Source organism: Streptomyces sp. NPDC057136 (assembly GCF_042670885.1).
Lineage (GTDB): Bacteria > Actinomycetota > Actinomycetes > Streptomycetales > Streptomycetaceae > Streptomyces.
The window spans coordinates 26,292-43,277 of the sequence record NZ_JBHUUV010000024.1; the positions used below are offsets into that span (position 1 = coordinate 26,292).

A 16,986-nucleotide genomic window follows, 5' to 3' on the forward strand; every position below is an offset into this window, starting at 1 on the left:
CTCGGCGCGGGAGTTCGCGGTTCGCCCGGTCACAGCTCGCCCATCCGGCGGATCACCGGGGCGACGCGCTGGACGCCCTGCCGGTAGGCCCCGCGTGCCGCGTTGCGTACGGTTTCGCGGACCGCTCCCCTGACCCGGCCGGTCTCCTTGGGTGTCGCGGCGCCCGGCAGCGGGTGGCCGTCGGGGCCCAGGTGGTGGCGGGCGAGGATGCCGGGGAGGTATCCGGGGGCGGTGGCGGGCGTGTAGTAGGGGGCGAGGGGCGGGAGCTGGTCCCGTTCCAGCAGGGCGGTGACCGCGGCTCGGGCGGTGTCGTACGCCGTGGCGTACGTACCGTCGGCGGCGACGCCCTGGCCGGACAGCCACTCCTCGTCGGGTCGGGGCCGGAATCCGCCGTCCAGCCGGTCCCAGGACGTGAGGAGTCCGGAGCCGATGAAGTGGTGGTTGCCGAGGGTTTCGCGGACGCCGAGGTCGGAGAGGACGGCGGTGGGAATCCGCCGGTGCAGGGATTCGAGCGCGGCGGTCGAGGAGACGGTGACCAGCAGGTCGGTGCGGTCCAGGACCTCGCCCATGTGCCCGTACACCAGGCGGAAGTTGGGCGGCAGGCCGCCCGGGAGCTTCTCCGCGAGCCGCTGGTAGGGCAGCTCCTCGATGTGCGTGGTGTGCTCGCCGGGCTTGGAGCGCAGCTTCAGCAGCACCTCGCGGCGGGGGTGCAGCCGGGCGTGCTCGATGAGCCTGCGCAGCAGATACGTACGGTCGGCGCGGGATGCCGGTACGGAGGGCTGGGCGGCGAACACGACGGTGTCGCGGCCCTCTTCCGGCCGGTGCGGAGCACCGCCGAGGAACGGCAGCGCGGCCTCCGTGACGGCCGAGGCGTCGGCGCCCACTCCCTCGTACACCGCGCGGAACCGCTCGGCGTCGTGGCGGGAGTTGGCGAGGACGACGTCCGCGCCGTGACGCAGGAGGAGTCCGTCCGCAAGCTTCTCGTAGACGACCCCCACGTAGCCGGTGACGATCACGGGCCTGCGGGGCAGGTCCAGCGCGGCGAGTCCGTGCAGCATCGCCTGGACGGCGCCGCCGACGAGGGCGAGGACCACGATGTCGTACCCCTCGTCCCGCACCGTGTGCAGAAATTCGACCGCCGTCACCTCACGTACGCGAGCGGCCTCGATACCCACCTCGCCGACCTCGGCGAGCTGCCGGGGAGTGGGCGTGGCCCGGCCGCGCAGCAGCAGTCCGCTGACCTCGACGGGCCGTTCGTGTTCGAGCGACGCGTCGGTGCCGGTGGTGAGGCGGCGCGCGGTGAGCGCGCCCCATTTCCACCGGGTGTCGGAGTCGGCGAGCACGGCTACGCGGAGCGCCGTGCTGCCGTCGGAGGCGGTAACGGCCTGATCAGCCGTATTGCTGGTACGTGGGGGCACGTCCTAGAAGTTAGGAAGGCATTCCGAGGAGCGGCCCAACGTGGCGGCAACAAACGGTTAACAGCCCACCGACTGTTGGCGAATCAACCCAGGAATGGGCCTTTTCAGGCCCGAAATTCCTTAGCAATCAACCTGGTTCATCATTCCGACATTCGCCGTTCACCCAGCATCCTTGCGGGGGACAGGGCAAATGCCGGGGTCCGCCCTAGCGTGATGCGGGTGGTTAAGCTCTCCGTCATCGTGCCGTTCTTCAACGTGCAGACATACGCGCCCGACACCCTCAGAAGCCTGCGGGCCAATGCCCGGGAGGACTTCGAATTCATCCTCGTCGACGACTGTTCGACCGACGGGACGGCGGACCTCCTGCGCCGCGCGCGGGAGGAGATCCCCGGGGTGGTGCTGAGACGGCACGAGCGCAACGAGGGGCTGGCGACGGCCCGCAACACCGGCCTCGACGCGTCGAGGGGTGAGTACGTCACCTTCCTCGACGGCGACGACTGGCTGGCCCACGGCCACTGCGCCGCCCTGGTCGCCGCGATGGACCGTCTGGACTGCGACTTCCTGCGCACCGACCATGTGCAGTGCAACGGCAAGTCCCGCTCGCTGCGGCGGGTTCCGCACGGTCTGCGGGATGTGCCGATGAGTCCGCGCGAGGCCATCCTCCCGGCCGGCCGCACCACCTCCGTCGACTATCCGTACGCCTGGGCCGGGGTCTACCACCGCCGCCTGGTCGACCGAGGACTGATCCACTTCACGGCGGGCCTGCGCACCGCCGAGGACCGGCCGTGGATCTGGCGGCTGCACCGGGAGGCGGAGTCCTTCGCTGCCGTCGGCCTGCTCGGGGTCTTCTACCGGCGCGGTGTCGCGTCCTCCCTCACTCAGACCGGGGATATGCGGCAGCTCGATTTCATTCGCGCTTTCGATCAGGTCATCGAGGAAACGGCACAGGACCGGGAGGCGGAAACGCTTCTGCCGAAGGCAGTACGTACCTACTGCGCCGTCATCTCCCATCATCTGAGCACTATGTCCAAACTCGAACCCGGCGTGGCCCGCAAGCTGCGGTCGATGAGCGCCGCCGCACTGCGCCGTATGCCGCAGGACATTCTGGAAGAGACGATCGACTCCATGGGCATCGACAGGGCTTCCCGGCTGCGGCGGCTGCGCCGCCGTCCCGCCACGGGCACGGGCACGGGTGCTGCGGCATGACCACTCAGATCTTCTGCGCGTCCACCCTGCACGGTGCGGCGACCGTGGCCGCCGCCATGGACGCGGGCTGCTTCCGCCCCGCCCGCCGGCGGATTCTCCTCGTCAGCAACAACGCCGCCGTGCCCGAGGTCAGCCCCTCCCTCGACGAGCTGCCGGGCTTCGACGCACTCCGTGACCGGTTCGACGAGGTGCTCTCCTGGAACGCGGCGATCGCGCCGTTCCACCCGTCGGGCTGGTCGCCCCGGTCCGGGGACGCCCCGATGTGGGAACGCCATCTGCGCCGGCTGTGGGAACTCGGCGACGACGACGTGGAATTGACCGTCGAGTCCGTCGAGTCCGTCGAAGGCGGCGCGTCCGGACCGGCCGTCGCCGTCACGGGCATCTTCCTGGGCACGCCCGTACATGTGTACGAGGACGGGCTGGCGGGCTACGGGCCCACCGGCAGCAAGCTCGACCCGCTGCTGGGCACGCGGGTGCGCCGGCTCCTGCACCTCGGTCTGGTTCCGGGTGTGAAGCCGTTGCTGCTGATGGAGTTCGGTGTGGAGGCCGAGGTCATTCCGGCCGACGCCTTCCGCACGGTCCTCCGGAAGGCCGCCGCGGCCGCGCCCGCACCGGAGGTGCCGTACGGCGCTCCGGCGCTCCTCATCGGCGAGTGCCTCTCGGGGCTCCCGGGCTTGGGCCCGGAGGAGGAAGAGGAGTTGCATCTGCGGATGCTGCGCGGCGCTGTCGAGCGCGGTCACCGGAACCTCGTCCTCGTACCGCATCCCACGGCGCCTGCCCACGCCTACGGCCCGCTGGAGTCGGAGGCCGAACGGCTGGGTGTGGAACTGACCGTGCTCGAAGCGGCCCTGCTCGAACCGTCCGCACTCGAACCGTCCGCACTCGAACCGTCCCTGCTCGCCGAGACGCTGTTCGAGCAGATCCGGCCCGCGCTCGTCGTGGGCTGCTTCTCCCCCGCACTGTTCACCGCCCGGCAGTTGTACGGTCTCGACGTGGCGAGCACCGGGACGCGGGAGGTGCTGGAACGTCTCACCCCGTTCGAGCACAGCGACCGCGTCCCCGTGGTCCTCGCCCATACGCTGCTGCCGGAGCTGGAGAAGAGGCCGGGGACGGGGCCGGAAGCGGGACTGGAGACGGGGCTCACCCGGACGCCCGGCAATCCGGGCCGGCTCGTCACCGCACTCGGGTTCGTGATGCAGCCCCGCATCCATGCCGGACTGCGGCCCGCCGCAACCGCGTATCTCGCGGGCGGCATCACCCCCGCCGAGCAGGAGCTCTTCCCGCGCCGCAGGCTGACGGTGCTCGGTCTCCCCGGCGGTCTGCCCGGCAGGCTCGCCGCCCTCACCCGTAACCCCGCCCTGCGCAGGGCGGCGGGACGGGCACGCCGGCTGGGACGGACCGTGCTGCGCTGAGCGCACACAGAAGCCGGGCCCGCTTCTGAGCGCGGGCCCGGCTTCTGTGCGTGCGGGTCTGTGCCCGTCCGGGTCTCAGCCGAGCAGGCGGGTCAGCCCCAGACGGCCCCAGAGCAGGGCCGCGCCGAACGACAGCAGCGTGGTCGCGGTGACGAGCCCGATGAGAGCGGCAGCTGCCGCGGCCGTTCCCAGGTCGTCGGAGATGAACCACCGCGAGAGCGCGGTGAGCACCAGCAGATGGACCAGATACGCGCCGAACGAGGCGTTGCCCAGTCGGACCAGCTGCGGCCGCAGCCGGGCGGGAATCCGCAACCGGTGCAGCGAGAGCAGCACGCCGCCCGTGAACAGGGCGACGAACAGGCTGCCGTACGGAATCGCGTAGTGGATGTCGTGCTGGTACCAGGCCACGCCCCCGAACGCCGCCGCCGCCAGCAGGGCCCACGGGGTACGCCACCGGCCCGCCGCCCCGGCCGGCAGGGCCACCAGCAGCGCACCCGCGACCGCGTACACGAGCTGGTACGGGGCGAACGTCCAGCCGAGCCGGGGCATGTCCCAGCCGGTGAGCCGGCCCACGTCGCCGAGGAGTACCGGGGCCAGCGCGAGGCCCAGCAGGGCGGCGCCGAGGCCCCACGGTCGCTTCCCCGACTTCACCATCACGACGAACGCCAGCAGCAGGATGACCGGCACATACGCGTACAGGTACCAGAGGTGGAACGCCGGCCGGATCGAGCCGAAGAGTGCGTCCCGCGCCAGCCCGGTGACCGGCCCGTCGTTCGTGCCGCGCCACCTGCCCCAGGCGAGGTAGAGCACGGTCCACGCGGCGAGCGGCACGAGGATGCGCACGATCCGCTGCCGCAGCCGCCTGCCGTCCTTCGGCGGGGCGCCGACCAGGATCACCCAGCCGGCGATCGCGAAGAAGACCGGCACGGCGAACCGGCTGGCGGAGTCGCCGACGATCCCGGCCCAGTACACACCGGGGCCGCCCGACTCCGTACGCCCCACGGCGTCCAGGAACGCGGAGCCGGAGTGACAGAGGATCACGCCCACGGAGGCCAGCAGCCTGATCAGGTCGACGTCGTACCGGTGTTCACGCTCGGTCCGGCCGGCCGGAGCGGCGGCTTCCGGGGTCACGGTGGCCATGGGGACGGTGGATGACATCGAAGCCCTCAGAAGCCCAGGCCGGCACGAGTACGCCGGGCGGTCCGGCGCAGTCGGACCGCGGCGCCCTGGACGCTGCCGCCGGGCAGCGACAGCTTTCCGAGGCGACGCCGCTTGAAGTAGTGCTGCGTGCTGCTGTCCAGCCGCTCCCTCAGCCAGGCCTCGGCCTCGCCGCGCAGCGCGGGATGGAGGCGGGACTGCATGCAGTAGCCGACCGTACGGACCAGCGGGGCGAGGGTGTCCGGCGCGATGGCGGGCAGAGCGGGCACCCCGTCGGCGGCGTGCTGCTCCAGATCGGGCACGAGGTGGTCGACGATCGTCAGCGGCACGCGGTTGCTGTTCTCGTACGGGGTGAGGCGGTCCAGCAGCGGGCCCGTGCCGACGCGGGCGACGGGAATGCCGTAGTACGCCGCGGCCGTGAGCATCGCGGTGGAGAAGCAGCCGACGACGAGCGTGGGCGCGCACCGCTCGAAGAGGGTCTCGGCCAGCAGCGGGGTGTTCATCGTGGTGAGCCGGACCCCGGCCTCGGCCGCCGCGGCGTCCAGCGCCTCGGAGTAGCGGGCGGGGGCGGTGGGGTGCGGCTTGAAGAGGATGGACGTGTGGCCGGCCCGGGCCGCGCCCCGCAGCATGCGGATGTGCAGGTCCTCCTCCTCCTCGGCGGTGAGAATGCCGAGGGCGGCGAGATACTGCCCCAGAAGTACGGCGGTGGGTGCCTGGGCCACCACCTCGGTGAGCTGCCGGTCGCCGTCCGCGGACCCGGCGATCTCACCGAGGACCTTGCGCATGGCGTCCGCGGGGACGAGCTCGGGCTCCACGTCGAATTCGGACAGGAGCATCGGCCTGAGTCCGGGGACCAGGTCGAGATGGAGGACGCGCCGGATGCGGCAGCCCAGGGACACCGGCAGCTTGTTGCGGGTCGGCCCGTAGCTCATGAGGCCGTCCGCGTACACATGCAGGGGGCTCTCGGAGAAGATCGCGGCGAGTGCGCGGGCGGGGTTGACCTGGATGGATTCCAGGGCCAGTTCGACGGGTCCGTCGCCCAGGTCCCAGGCCAGCCGGAAGGCGCGCTGCCAGAGCACGGTCTCCTCGGCGCGCGGGCCCCAGCCGTTGGGGTGGTACGGGCGGATCGCCTCGTTCCAGCTGATGACGGTGTCGAAGCGGGCGGCGATGCGGTCGTAACCGCGCATCTCGTCCAGGCCGGGACTCGCCTCCGGGACCGCGGCGTTGTTGCACACCAGCAGAATGCGGCGGCTGTCCGACGGTGGTCCGAACTGTCCCGCGTCGAGCGCGGCGGCGAGAGTGGCGGCCCCGTACAGGGTCGACACCTGGAAGATCTGGGTGCGCGTGGGCATGGGTCAGACGGCCTTCTGCTTGTCACGCAGGCGCCGGAGCACTGTGCTGCGCTTGGTGTCCATCGTGTTCAGGGTGTCGTCCAGCACCTGCTGGGGCATGCGGTGCAGCGCGCCGGTCGACGCGAGTCTCAGCCGGCGGGCGGTGGCGGCCTCGTAGTCGGTGGACCGCTCGCCGTGGAAGGCGATCAGCGCGCAGTACGTACGGACCGCCTTGGGCAGCAGGAGTTCCGCGTCCCGGTCCGCTGCGAGTTCCCGGAGGAGGGTGTCGTAGGCGGGGAAGAAGTCCAGCTGACGGGAGTCCTTGATCTGGGTCAGGGACGTGGTCACTCCGCGCCGGTAGAAGATCCCGTAGAGCCCCAGTGCCGCGTAGCTCCGCGCCCGCAGATGCAGCCGCCAGGTCCACAGGCGGTCCTCGGCGGTGCGCAGTTCCGCGTCGAAACGCATGGCGCCGTCCTCGAAGAGCCTGCGGTGGTAGAGCCCGGCCCAGACGAAGGGGTAGTCGACCATCGTCTCCATGTCGGGGTACGCGATCCCGGCCCGCGGGTCGATCGCCTCGTCCCGGACCCGGGCGGGGGCGCGGCGGATGACACGGGTGGTGTCCGTCGACTGGACGTGGTCGTTGCGGACGAAGTCGACGTCCAGCTCCTCGGCGGCACGCAGCAGCTGGGACAGATGGCCCGGGGCGTACCAGTCGTCGCCGTCGAGGAAGGTGAGGTATTCACCGCTCGCGGCCTCGATCCCGCTGTTGCGCGCGGCTGCGATGCCCACGTTCGTGTCGTGTCTGATGACCCGGGCCTGCGGGAGCCGCCCGGCCCAGCGGTCGATCACGGCCGGTGTCCCGTCCGTGGAACAGTCGTCGACCAGCAGGAATTCGACATCCGCGTCCGTGTTGCGGGCGAGACTTCCCAGGGTGGTGTCGGCGTACGGGGCGACATTGTGGAGTGGTACGACAACGGACAGTTTTGGCACGCCGGCCCTCGCCTTCGATCATGTAGCCGCCCAAGCTAATGAAGGGCGTCAAGGATCGAGTGGCCGTTGATGCGACAGAGGATGAACTCTGAGCGAAGCCGGTATGACACCGGACGCGAGGCGGTGGGCCGGAACGTCGTGCGGGCGCGTCCCCGTCAGCGCGGCCCGTACCGTGCCTCGATGCCCGCGACGATCAGCCACAGGCCGTCCTCGAAGCGCTCGTCGTAGCCGCTGAAGATCTCCGCCCCGGCCGCCGCCGCGAGCGGGAATTGCTCCATCCGCTCCGCACGCTCGCCGATGTCGAAGCCCTCGCGCCGTTCGCCGGGCATCGGCTGGACGCCCTGCTCCTCGGTGACGAAGCCCATCGTGTACGAGTAGGCGACGGTGCCCGCCCGTACGGCCTGCCGCAGTTCGAAACCGGCGTCGGTCATGGTCCGCAGATGGGCTTCGAGCCCGGCGGCATGGTCGTTCCCGGTGAATTTGGCGCCGCTGTAGACCTTCGCGCCATCGCGGTAGCGCAGCAGCGCCGCACGGAGTCCGCTGTTGTACGCGACGAGCTGCTGCTGCCAGGTCCCCGGGGTGACCCCGGGCAGGTCCTCGTCGAGCATCCGGCGGTACATGACCGTGGCCATCTCGTCGAGCAGCGCCTGCTTGTCCTTGAAGTGCCAGTAGAGGGCGGGCGCTTTGACGTCCAGTTCCCTGGCGATGGCACGCAGGCTCAGCCCGTCGAGACCCACGTCGTTCAGCAGCCGCAGCGCCGTGTCGGCGACGCGCGCGCGGTCGATCTTCGGAGTACCCACCTTGACAATTTAACAGCGTTAAGCACAGACTCCCAACCATGGAACTTAACAGCGTTAAGGAAACACGGGTACTGATCGTCGGCGCCGGCCCCACCGGCCTGGCCCTGGCCTGCGATCTGGCCCGCCGGGGCGTGCCCGCCCTCGTCGTCGAGCAGGCGCCCGCGCTCTTCCCGGGCTCACGCGGCAAGGGCATCCAGCCGCGCACGAGAGAGGTGCTCGACGACCTCGGCGTGGGGGACGCCGTCCGGGCCCACGGTGCCGCCGCACTCATCGGGATGACGTGGCAGGAGGGTGAGCGGCAGGGCGAGTACGACATGTTCCGCCGGGCGGCGCCGACCGACGCGGAGCCGTACGGGGAGCCCTGGATGGTGCCGCAGTGGCGGACCCAGGAGATCCTGCTCGCCCGGCTGCGCGAACTGGGCGGCGATGTCGTCCTCTCGACCGCCCTGACCGCACTCACCCAGGACGAGCACGGGGTGACCGCCCACCTCTCCACCGGGCAGGTCCGTGCCTCCTACCTCGTCGCGGCGGACGGCGGACGGTCCACGGTCCGGCGGGCGCTCGCCGTCCCGATGACGGGCGAGAGCGTGGACCCGGCGCCGATGCTGGTCGCCGACGTCCGGATCGCCGGGCCCGCCCTCGACCGGCTCAACTGGCACATCTTCGTGGGCGAATCCGGCTACACGACGCTCTGCCCGCTGCCCGGCACGGCGGACTTCCAGCTGGTCGCCCAGTTCAAGGACGGCGAGCCCGACACCTCCCCGGAGGGCGTACGGGCGCTGATCGCCGCCCGTACCCACCTGACCGCCGACGAGGTCACCGAGGTGCGCTGGTCCTCGGACTTCCGGCCGCGCGCCGCGCTGGCCGACCGCTTCCGGGCGGGCCGGGTCCTCCTCGCGGGCGACGCCGCCCATGTGCACTCCCCGGCGGGCGGCCAGGGACTGAACACCAGCATCCAGGACGCGTACAACCTGGGCTGGAAGCTCGGCCTGGTCCTGCTGCACGGCGCGGACCCGGCCCTCCTGGACAGTTACGAGGAGGAGCGGCGGCCCGTGGCCGCCGAGATGCTCGGCCTGTCGACCCGCATCCACCGGGGCGAGCAGGAACGCGGCACCGCCACCCAGCAGCTGGGACTCGGGTACCGAGGGAGTCGGCTGTCCGTCGGCCGGGCGGGCGCCCTCGTATCCGGGGACCGCGCCCCGGACGGACCGGCGGACGGCGGACTACGCCTCTTCGATGTCTTCCGGGGCCCGCACTTCACCCTGCTGGCGGTCGGCGTGGACACCGAACTGCCGTCGTTCGACGGTGAGTTGGTGCATACCCACCGGACGACCGCGTACGAGGCGTACGGGAAGGGACTGTTCCTGGTGCGGCCCGACGGGTATATCGGCTGGGCCGGCGACGACCCGGCGGGACTCGCCCCGTACCTCGCGCCGCTCGGCATCACGCCGCTCGACATCGCGCCGCTCGGCATCGCGCAGCGCTGAACCCGGCGGGCCCGCCCCGGCTACACGCTGCTGAACGAGAGCTTCGCCGCGAAGCCCAGGAACAGCACGCCCGCCGCCGACGTGGCCCCGGCCGACAGCCGCTTGCGGCGGCGGAAGGCGGCGGCCAGGCGGGTGCCGCCGAATATCAGCATCGAGAGGTAGAGGAAGCTGGCGACCTGGAGCAGCGTGCCCAGGAGCAGGAAGGACAGGGCCGGGTAGGCGTAGCCCGGGTCGACGAACTGCACGAAGAAGGAGATCAGAAACAGGATCGCCTTCGGGTTGATGAGGCTGACGACCAGGGCCCGGCGGTAGGGCCGCTCCATGGCCGCGGCCGTCACCGGTGCGTCGGACGCCGTCGCCAGCTCCTCCATCTGCCTGCGCCGGTCGCGCCACATGGACGCGGCGGCCCGGAGCATGCCGATGGCCAGCCAGGTCAGATAGCCCGCGCCCGCGTACTTGACGAGCGCGAAGAGCAGCGGCGTCGTCTGGAGCAGGGAGGCGGCGCCCAGCGCCGACAGGGTCATCAGGACGGTGTCCCCGGTCCAGACCCCGGCCGCGGCCACATAGCCGGTCCGTACGCCGCGGCGGGCGGCGACGGACAGTACGTACAGCGAATTCGGCCCCGGCAGCAGAATGATCAGCAGCAGGCCGGCGAGATAGGTCGGAAGATCGGTGACACCCAGCATGAACGGAGTGTCGCACGGGGGTACGACACTCGGTCATGGGGTCTCACGGCAGGGGCGGACGAGGGGCCCGGGATCGGAAGGCGCGCTGCTCAGAACGCGTCCGTGGGGACGTATGTCCCCCAGACCTCTCGCAGCGCGTTACAGACCTCGCCCACCGTCGCCCGGGCCTTCAGCGCGTCCTTCATCGGGTAGAGGACGTTGTCCGTACCGCCCGCCGCCTTCTTCAGCTCCACCAGCGCCGCGTCCACCGCGCCCTGGTCGCGTTCGGCGCGCAGTTTCGCCAGCCTGGCCGCCTGCTGGGCCTCGATCGCCGGGTCGACGCGCAGCGGCTCGTACGGCTCCTCCTCGTCGAGCTGGAAGCGGTTGACGCCGACGACCACGCGCTCCGCGCTGTCCGTCTCCAGCGCGACGCGGTAGGCGCTGCGCTCGATCTCGTTCTTCTGGAAGCCGCGCTCGATCGCGTTGACGGCGCCTCCCATGTCCTCGACCTTGAGCATCAGGGCCGCCGCCGCAGATTCGACGTCGTCGGTCATCTTCTCGACGACGTACGAACCGGCGAACGGGTCGACGGTGGCGGTGACGTCCGTCTCGTACGCCAGGACCTGCTGCGTACGCAGGGCCAGGCGGGCGGACTTGTCGGTGGGGAGCGCGATCGCCTCGTCGTAGGAGTTGGTGTGCAGCGACTGCGTGCCGCCGAGGACGGCCGCCAGGCCCTGCACGGCGACGCGTACCAGGTTGACCTCGGGCTGCTGGGCGGTGAGCTGGACGCCCGCGGTCTGGGTGTGGAAGCGCAGCATCAGCGACTTGGGGTTCTTCGCGCCGAACTCCTCCTTCATCACCTTCGCCCAGATCCGGCGGGCGGCACGGAACTTGGCGACCTCTTCGAGGATCGTCGTACGCGCCACGAAGAAGAAGGAGAGCCGGGGCGCGAAGTCGTCGACATCCATGCCGGCCGCGACGGCCGTACGGACGTACTCGATGCCGTCGGCCAGGGTGAACGCGATCTCCTGCGCGGGCGAGGCACCGGCCTCCGCCATGTGGTAGCCGGAGATGGAGATGGTGTTCCACTTCGGGATCTCGTCCCGGCAGTACTTGAAGATGTCGGCGATCAGCCGCAGGGACGGCTTCGGCGGGAAGATGTACGTGCCCCGGGCGATGTACTCCTTCAGCACGTCGTTCTGGATCGTGCCGGTGAGCTTGTCCGCCGTGACCCCCTGCTCCTCCGCGACCAGCTGGTACAGGAGCAGCAGCAGGGAGGCGGGGGCGTTGATCGTCATCGACGTCGAGACCTTGTCCAGCGGAATCCCGCCGAACAGCACCCGCATGTCGTCGACCGAGTCGATCGCGACCCCGACCTTGCCGACCTCTCCGGAAGCAAGGGGCGCGTCGGAGTCGTGGCCCATCTGAGTGGGCAGGTCGAAGGCGACTGACAGACCCATCGTGCCGTTGGCGATCAGCTGCTTGTAGCGGGCGTTCGACTCGGTGGCGGTGCCGAAGCCCGCGTACTGCCGCATCGTCCACGGCCGGCCGGTGTACATGCTGGGGTAGACACCACGAGTGAAGGGGTACGCGCCCGGCGCGCCCAGCTTCTCGGCCGGGTCCCAGCCGTCGAGGGCCTCCGGCCCGTAGACCGGCTCGATGGGCAGTCCCGACTCGGACTCACGTGTCATGTGCTGTGCCTCCCGTGCATACCGGCCAGGGATACGAGGTTCGCGACGGACTTTAGCGGCGGCCGGTCGCAGCAGCGGAGAGCCACCGGCTGGGACCTTGCTCACAGGACCTGCCCCCGGGTCTGGACCGACGCTCCCCATCATGCGCAGGATTCGGCAACCGGGCAGGGCGGGAATCCGTCCAAGGAGACACCGGAGCAGTGCCGGAGCAGTGGACGAGCCCAGGGGGCAGCGGATGATACGCACCAGCGTGAACGCGAAGGGCCGCAGAGCGCGCACCACGGCGGGCGGAGCGCGCACCACGGCGGCGGTCGCCGTCGGGATGCTCGCCGTCACCGCCCTGGCCACGGGCTGTACGCCGGAGGCCGCAGGCGGAGCGCAGCGGGTGGCGCCCCCGGCGACGACGAGCCCCACCGACGCGAAGCCGGGCAGCGGCGCGACCAGCCCGGCCGCGAGCCCGTCCACGGCCTCGACGAAGCCGTCGGCGTCACCGTCACCGTCACCGGCGAAGAGCACCGAGGCGCCTCCGAAGTCCAGGATCCTGATGTCGACGGGCTCTCAGGGCACGCAGGTACGGGAGCTCCAGGCCCGGCTCCGCCAGATCGGCCACTTCGGCCGCACTCCCACGGGCTATTACGGGACCGTCACCGTCACCGCCGTGCAGTCCTTCCAGGGCAAGCGGGGTCTTCCCCGCACGGGCGGGACCGACACCGTCACCTGGCAGAAGCTCCTCGGAATGACGCGGAAGCCGACGGCCGCCGAGCTGACCCCGCCCACCGGGCGTCCCGCGGCCAAGCCCGACGAGCGCTGTATGACGGGCCGCGTCCTGTGCATCAGCAAGAACAGCCGGACCCTGTCGTGGATGATCGACGGCCGGGTCCTCTCCTCGATGGACGTGCGGTTCGGCTCGCAGTACACGCCGACCCGCGAGGGCACGTTCTCCGTGTACTGGAAGTCCCGTCACCACGTCTCGACGATCTACGACACCCCGATGCCGTACGCGATGTTCTTCAGCGGCGGCCAGGCGGTCCACTACTCGCCGGACTTCGCGGCCCGCGGCTACAGCGGCGCCTCGCACGGCTGTGTGAACGTCCGGGACGAGGGGAAGATCGCCTCGCTCTTCGCCCAGGTGAAGAACGGCGACAAGGTCGTCATCTACTGGTGAGCGGGGGGCCGTGACGCGGGGATAAGAGGCGCGGGCGGGACCGGGGGAACGTGTCCCGCCCGCGCCAGGTGCGCTGAGCCGAAGGTACGGGGGGAACCCCGGCTCATTGCGCGGCCGATGACCAGTCGGCTCACTCAGTACTGCGCCAGACGGTCGAAAAGTGTCACACCTGGGGTCCGGGCGGTCGCCCGGGAGGGTGAACGGGACTCAGCGGGAGGCCGGCGCGGCGGTGGCGGACGCCGCCGGAGCGGACCCGGTGCCCGCGTCGGTGCCCGCATCGGGTGACGCGTCGGGGGTCGGCGCGGCCGTGCGGAAGGAGCTCGACGGGAGCGAGCCCGAGCCGTCCTCGTCCTGTTCGTCGCCGCCGTCGGAGCCGCCGTCGGAGCCCGGGGCACCATCAGCCGAGCCGGAGTCGGAGCCCGAGCCCGAGTCGCCCTCTTCGGCTCCGCTGTCCTTGTCGTCCTCGTCGTCGAGGCGCGCGCAGAACCGGTCCAGGTTCTCCTCGCTCTTGGCCAGCTCGACGAGGCGGCGCTTGGCGGCCCGGTCGAGCGTGCCCGCGCGGTAGTCCCTGCACGCCTGGGCGACCTTCTTGTACACCTCGCCGGAGTCGGTCCCGCCCGGTCCCTCGGTCGCGTCGTCCCCATCGGCCCCGTCGCGGGGAAGCTGCGTGCTCCCGGACTTGTCCGGACCGCTGTCACCGCTACCCGGGCCTTCGGTGGGACCGTCGTCGCTGTCCTGGCCGCTGTGCCCGCTTCCAGGCGTGGAGTCCTCGGACGGGTCCGAGGTACGCGGGCCGGGGTCCGTGCCGGGCGGGGTGCCTGAGGGGTCCTGGTCCGACGGCAGTCCGGAGGCCAGTGCGTCCGGGGAGGCCGCCGCCGATACGGAGGCCGCCGGGAGCGGCGAGCCCTGGCCGCCGAACGGTCCGGGGAGCATCCCCGCACCCGAGGCGACCGCCACCCCGCCGATCGCGCAGCCCGCGAGCGAGAGCACGAGGCCGTAGCGGGCGGGCCGGCTCCAGCGCGGGCGACGGTCGGCGGGCGGGCGGGGACCCCCGATCCGTACGGACGGAAGCCTGTCCTGCCATGCCGTGGGCTGCCCGGCCTTGGCGTCCTGGCCCTTCAGGGCGGCCCGCCGCGTACCGGCTCCGCTCTTCTGCCGGGCGTGCGCCGCCTCGCGGAAAGCGGCGAGCGCGGTGGTCTCGCCGGGCAGTTCGACGCCGGCCTGCGGCACGGTCCTGGCCGTTTCCAGCGCGGCGGCGAGCCGCAGGGCGTCGGTGCGGGCGCGATCGTCGGCGGGTTCGACGGGCTCGCCGCGGAGCAGTCGCTCCGCCGCGTCCTTGTCGAGCCATTCGTACCGATCGTCGGCCATCACATGTCCTTCTGCGTCCACGGACGCGAATGCGTCACACCGTGGGTGACACCGGCGGGAGCCGCCACACCGTTGCGGGCCGGGCGCTGCGAGGGTACAGCTCCGAGCTCACCGCCCTGACCCGTGCCGGTGTTTTCCGGGCCGGCGGTGCCTGGGTCCGTGCCGGCCGGGCCGCCGTCCGGAAGACCGCCCTCCGCGCCGACCAGCTCCGCGAGCCGCTTCAGTCCGCGGTGGGCCGCGGTGCGTACGGCGCCGGGGCGCTTGCCGAGTGTCTGCGCCGCGCTCTTCGCGTCGAGGCCGACGACGACCCGCAGGACGACGGCTTCGGCCTGGTCCTGCGGCAGCTGGGCTATGAGGGACATGGTGCGGCCGGTCGCCAGCGCCTCGATCGCCTCGCCCGCTGTGTCCGATTCAGCCGGTTTGCCCGTCAGTTCGGTCTCGTCGCCGCCGATCGCGGGGCGTCTGCTGCGCATCCGCAGGTGATCGAGGGAGCGATTGCGCGCGATCCGCGCCGCCCACCCCCGGAAGCGGTCGGCGTCACCGCTGAACCGCTCGAGGTCCCGGGCTATCTGCAGCCAGGACTCCGACGCCACGTCCTCGGCGTCCGGGTCCCCGACCAGTGTCCGTATGTAGCCCAACAGCCGTGGCTGCACAGCGCGGTACACAGCACGGAAGGCGTCCTCGTCCCCGTCCTGTGCCGCGAGCACCGCGGCAGTCAGCTCCGCGTCGTCCCCCAGCACTCCCTCAACCCGTCCTGCTGTCATGAATCGCAGCTGGTCACCACTGCTGCGCCACTCTGCGCGACTCAGCACGCTACGTGCTCGCCCGGTGCCGCGTCCATGACTTGTACAACTCGCAACAGCTCGCCGACATGGTGCGGTGTGACAGAAAACGCATCCATGACGCTGAGATGAGTACGGGGCCGCTCTGCGGCCTCGTGGAAGACGGCCGGGGCCTCTCCTGTGGGGGGTGGCGGCCCCGGTCGTCGTCCCATTTCCCCCGCTCTGACCAGGTAATACCCGGGATGCGGGGCCTCTGCATGACCAACGCGTGACCAACGCATCCGGACGTTACCTCGATCCTCCCCAAACAATGCGCTTCCTCCCACCCGCGCCGCTCTCCCCATGACCGCCTCACCCTCGGCCCTGACATGCGGGCTGCCTGGTCGACTCATGGAAAGACAATCCGCAGCGACAGATGTGTTCCCGTCACCCCGCAGGCGGTCAGACCTGACATTCCCGTGTACGACCGGGCGCGCTTTGCCGATGCCGTCGCTGAGCACGACGACAGCGGCTTGCCCAACGTGCCCGTCGACTTCGCCGCCTCCAGCGCGCAAAAGCGCGTGTGCTCACGGGCAGTTACGAGTGGAAGCCGCCGCCGGCAGCTGACGGCAACCGCCCGAGTATCTGGACCCTCATCACCGGTCTGTTCGTCGCCACCAGCGACCTGGACACCTTGCTGGAGGATCCAAGGGCACTCGCCCGCCCCGGAGCCCACCAGCCCCCTGGAGGCCCCCTATGAACCAGAGCCTGTCCGCCACCCTGCTGGACGACCTGTGCACCCTCGTCGGCAAGCCCCTCCCCGAACGTGCTGAGATTCGTGTCTGGGGCATGCCCGGGTGCAGCAAAGCCGGCCTGGTCCTCGTCCGCCTCGCCGAACTCGGCCTGGAACAGGACACGCTGGTCTCTTCACCACCGACCACGGCGTGGCCCTGCCGCGCGCCAAGTGCACCCTGTACGACCCGGGCGTGGAGGTCGCCTTCCTGTTGCGCTGGCCGGGCGGCGGCCAGGTCCAAGCGGAGCTGATCTCCCACCTGGACCTGGTGCCGAGCCTGCTGGACGCCCTCGGGCTTGGCATCCCGGCGAACGTCCACGGGCGGAGCTTCCGGCAGCTGGTGGAAGGCGCCGCGTACGAGGCGAGGGAGGAGATCTTCGCGGAGATCACCCACCACGACTACTACGACCCGCGCCGCGCCATCCGCACCCACCGCCACAAGGCTGATCGCCAACTTCAGCTCGGCGCCCGCCGCGATGGACTCAAGCCGGTCCTGGATGCGCCGCTCCACACCGAAGACCGACGCCCTGGCCAGTCATCCACCCGTCGAGCTGTACGACCTGACCACCGACCCAGACGAACTGACCGACGTCGCCGAGGACCCCGCGTACGCGGACATCCGCGACAACCTCGGCCGACGGCTGTCCGACTGGATGCGGGAGATGGGCGACCCGTTGCTCGACGGGGCGGTCACGCCACCGCTGCACCGTCGGACGGCGGCGGCGCTACTGGGGAAGTAGG

The 16,986-nt window shown here is 71.1% G+C and carries 14 protein-coding genes and 1 pseudogene; 6 read left to right on the forward strand and 9 right to left on the reverse strand.

Annotation, left to right across the window (positions count from 1 at the left end):
* Window positions 1-29: 29 nt before the first annotated feature.
* Entirely contained in the window at window positions 30-1,418 is a 1,389-nt protein-coding gene (locus ACFT7S_RS25630; RefSeq protein ID WP_382735656.1) for a DUF6716 putative glycosyltransferase, read from the reverse strand.
* A 213-nt stretch (window positions 1,419-1,631) separates the two neighbouring features.
* Here ACFT7S_RS25630 and ACFT7S_RS25635 point away from each other — a divergent pair, with 213 nt between their 5' ends.
* Window positions 1,632-2,624, forward strand: a complete 993-nt coding sequence (locus tag ACFT7S_RS25635; protein WP_382735817.1) for a glycosyltransferase family 2 protein — start codon at window positions 1,632-1,634, stop codon at window positions 2,622-2,624.
* The gene (locus ACFT7S_RS25640; RefSeq protein ID WP_382735658.1) at window positions 2,621-4,036 is read left to right on the forward strand and encodes a polysialyltransferase family glycosyltransferase; all 1,416 of its coding nucleotides are present in this window, start codon (window positions 2,621-2,623) and stop codon (window positions 4,034-4,036) included. Before ACFT7S_RS25635 ends, ACFT7S_RS25640 begins: the two co-directional genes overlap by 4 nt.
* 75 nt (window positions 4,037-4,111) lie before the next feature.
* Here ACFT7S_RS25640 and ACFT7S_RS25645 read toward each other — a convergent pair whose 3' ends face one another.
* From ACFT7S_RS25645 to ACFT7S_RS25660, 4 genes are all read right to left on the reverse strand, one after another.
* Window positions 4,112-5,176, reverse strand: a complete 1,065-nt coding sequence (locus ACFT7S_RS25645; protein ID WP_382735660.1) for an acyltransferase — start codon at window positions 5,174-5,176, stop codon at window positions 4,112-4,114.
* A 26-nt stretch (window positions 5,177-5,202) separates the two neighbouring features.
* On the reverse strand, window positions 5,203-6,546 hold the full coding sequence (locus ACFT7S_RS25650; RefSeq protein ID WP_382735662.1) for a polysialyltransferase family glycosyltransferase: 1,344 nt from the start codon (window positions 6,544-6,546) through the stop codon (window positions 5,203-5,205).
* 3 nt (window positions 6,547-6,549) lie between these two features.
* Window positions 6,550-7,515: a glycosyltransferase family 2 protein gene (locus ACFT7S_RS25655; RefSeq protein WP_382735663.1), complete on the reverse strand. Its 966-nt coding sequence runs from the start codon at window positions 7,513-7,515 to the stop codon at window positions 6,550-6,552.
* Between the two features lie 155 nt (window positions 7,516-7,670).
* Window positions 7,671-8,315 (reverse strand): TetR/AcrR family transcriptional regulator C-terminal domain-containing protein, encoded by a 645-nt coding sequence (locus ACFT7S_RS25660; protein WP_382735665.1) that lies wholly within the window; start codon window positions 8,313-8,315, stop codon window positions 7,671-7,673.
* A 38-nt stretch (window positions 8,316-8,353) separates the two neighbouring features.
* Here ACFT7S_RS25660 and ACFT7S_RS25665 point away from each other — a divergent pair, with 38 nt between their 5' ends.
* Complete coding sequence (locus tag ACFT7S_RS25665; RefSeq protein ID WP_382735667.1) at window positions 8,354-9,802, forward strand: FAD-dependent monooxygenase; 1,449 nt, start codon at window positions 8,354-8,356, stop codon at window positions 9,800-9,802.
* A gap of 20 nt (window positions 9,803-9,822) precedes the next feature.
* Here the strand turns inward: ACFT7S_RS25665 and leuE are convergent, their stop codons facing one another.
* Window positions 9,823-10,488 (reverse strand): leucine efflux protein LeuE, encoded by a 666-nt coding sequence (leuE, locus tag ACFT7S_RS25670; RefSeq protein ID WP_382735669.1) that lies wholly within the window; start codon window positions 10,486-10,488, stop codon window positions 9,823-9,825.
* Window positions 10,489-10,577: 89 nt separating this feature from the next.
* Window positions 10,578-12,158 carry a methylmalonyl-CoA mutase gene (locus ACFT7S_RS25675; protein WP_382735670.1) on the reverse strand — a complete coding sequence of 527 codons (1,581 nt, stop codon included), beginning with the start codon at window positions 12,156-12,158 and terminating at the stop codon, window positions 10,578-10,580.
* A 235-nt stretch (window positions 12,159-12,393) separates the two neighbouring features.
* On the opposite strand from ACFT7S_RS25675, the gene ACFT7S_RS25680 reads away from it, so the two are divergent.
* Window positions 12,394-13,323, forward strand: a complete 930-nt coding sequence (locus ACFT7S_RS25680) for a L,D-transpeptidase family protein (RefSeq protein WP_382735672.1) — start codon at window positions 12,394-12,396, stop codon at window positions 13,321-13,323.
* Window positions 13,324-13,530: 207 nt separating this feature from the next.
* On the opposite strand, the gene ACFT7S_RS25685 is transcribed toward ACFT7S_RS25680, so the two are convergent.
* Window positions 13,531-14,691 (reverse strand): hypothetical protein, encoded by a 1,161-nt coding sequence (locus tag ACFT7S_RS25685; RefSeq protein ID WP_382735674.1) that lies wholly within the window; start codon window positions 14,689-14,691, stop codon window positions 13,531-13,533.
* Window positions 14,691-15,431 carry an RNA polymerase sigma factor gene (locus ACFT7S_RS25690; protein ID WP_382735819.1) on the reverse strand — a complete coding sequence of 247 codons (741 nt, stop codon included), beginning with the start codon at window positions 15,429-15,431 and terminating at the stop codon, window positions 14,691-14,693. The genes ACFT7S_RS25685 and ACFT7S_RS25690 overlap by 1 nt, the downstream gene beginning before the upstream one ends.
* Before the next feature lie 965 nt (window positions 15,432-16,396).
* Here ACFT7S_RS25690 and ACFT7S_RS25695 point away from each other — a divergent pair.
* Window positions 16,397-16,675, forward strand: a pseudogene (locus ACFT7S_RS25695) (sulfatase/phosphatase domain-containing protein); the annotation flags it as partial.
* A gap of 67 nt (window positions 16,676-16,742) precedes the next feature.
* Window positions 16,743-16,985 carry a hypothetical protein gene (locus ACFT7S_RS25700; RefSeq protein ID WP_382735830.1) on the forward strand — a complete coding sequence of 81 codons (243 nt, stop codon included), beginning with the start codon at window positions 16,743-16,745 and terminating at the stop codon, window positions 16,983-16,985.
* Window position 16,986: the final 1 nt, after the last annotated feature.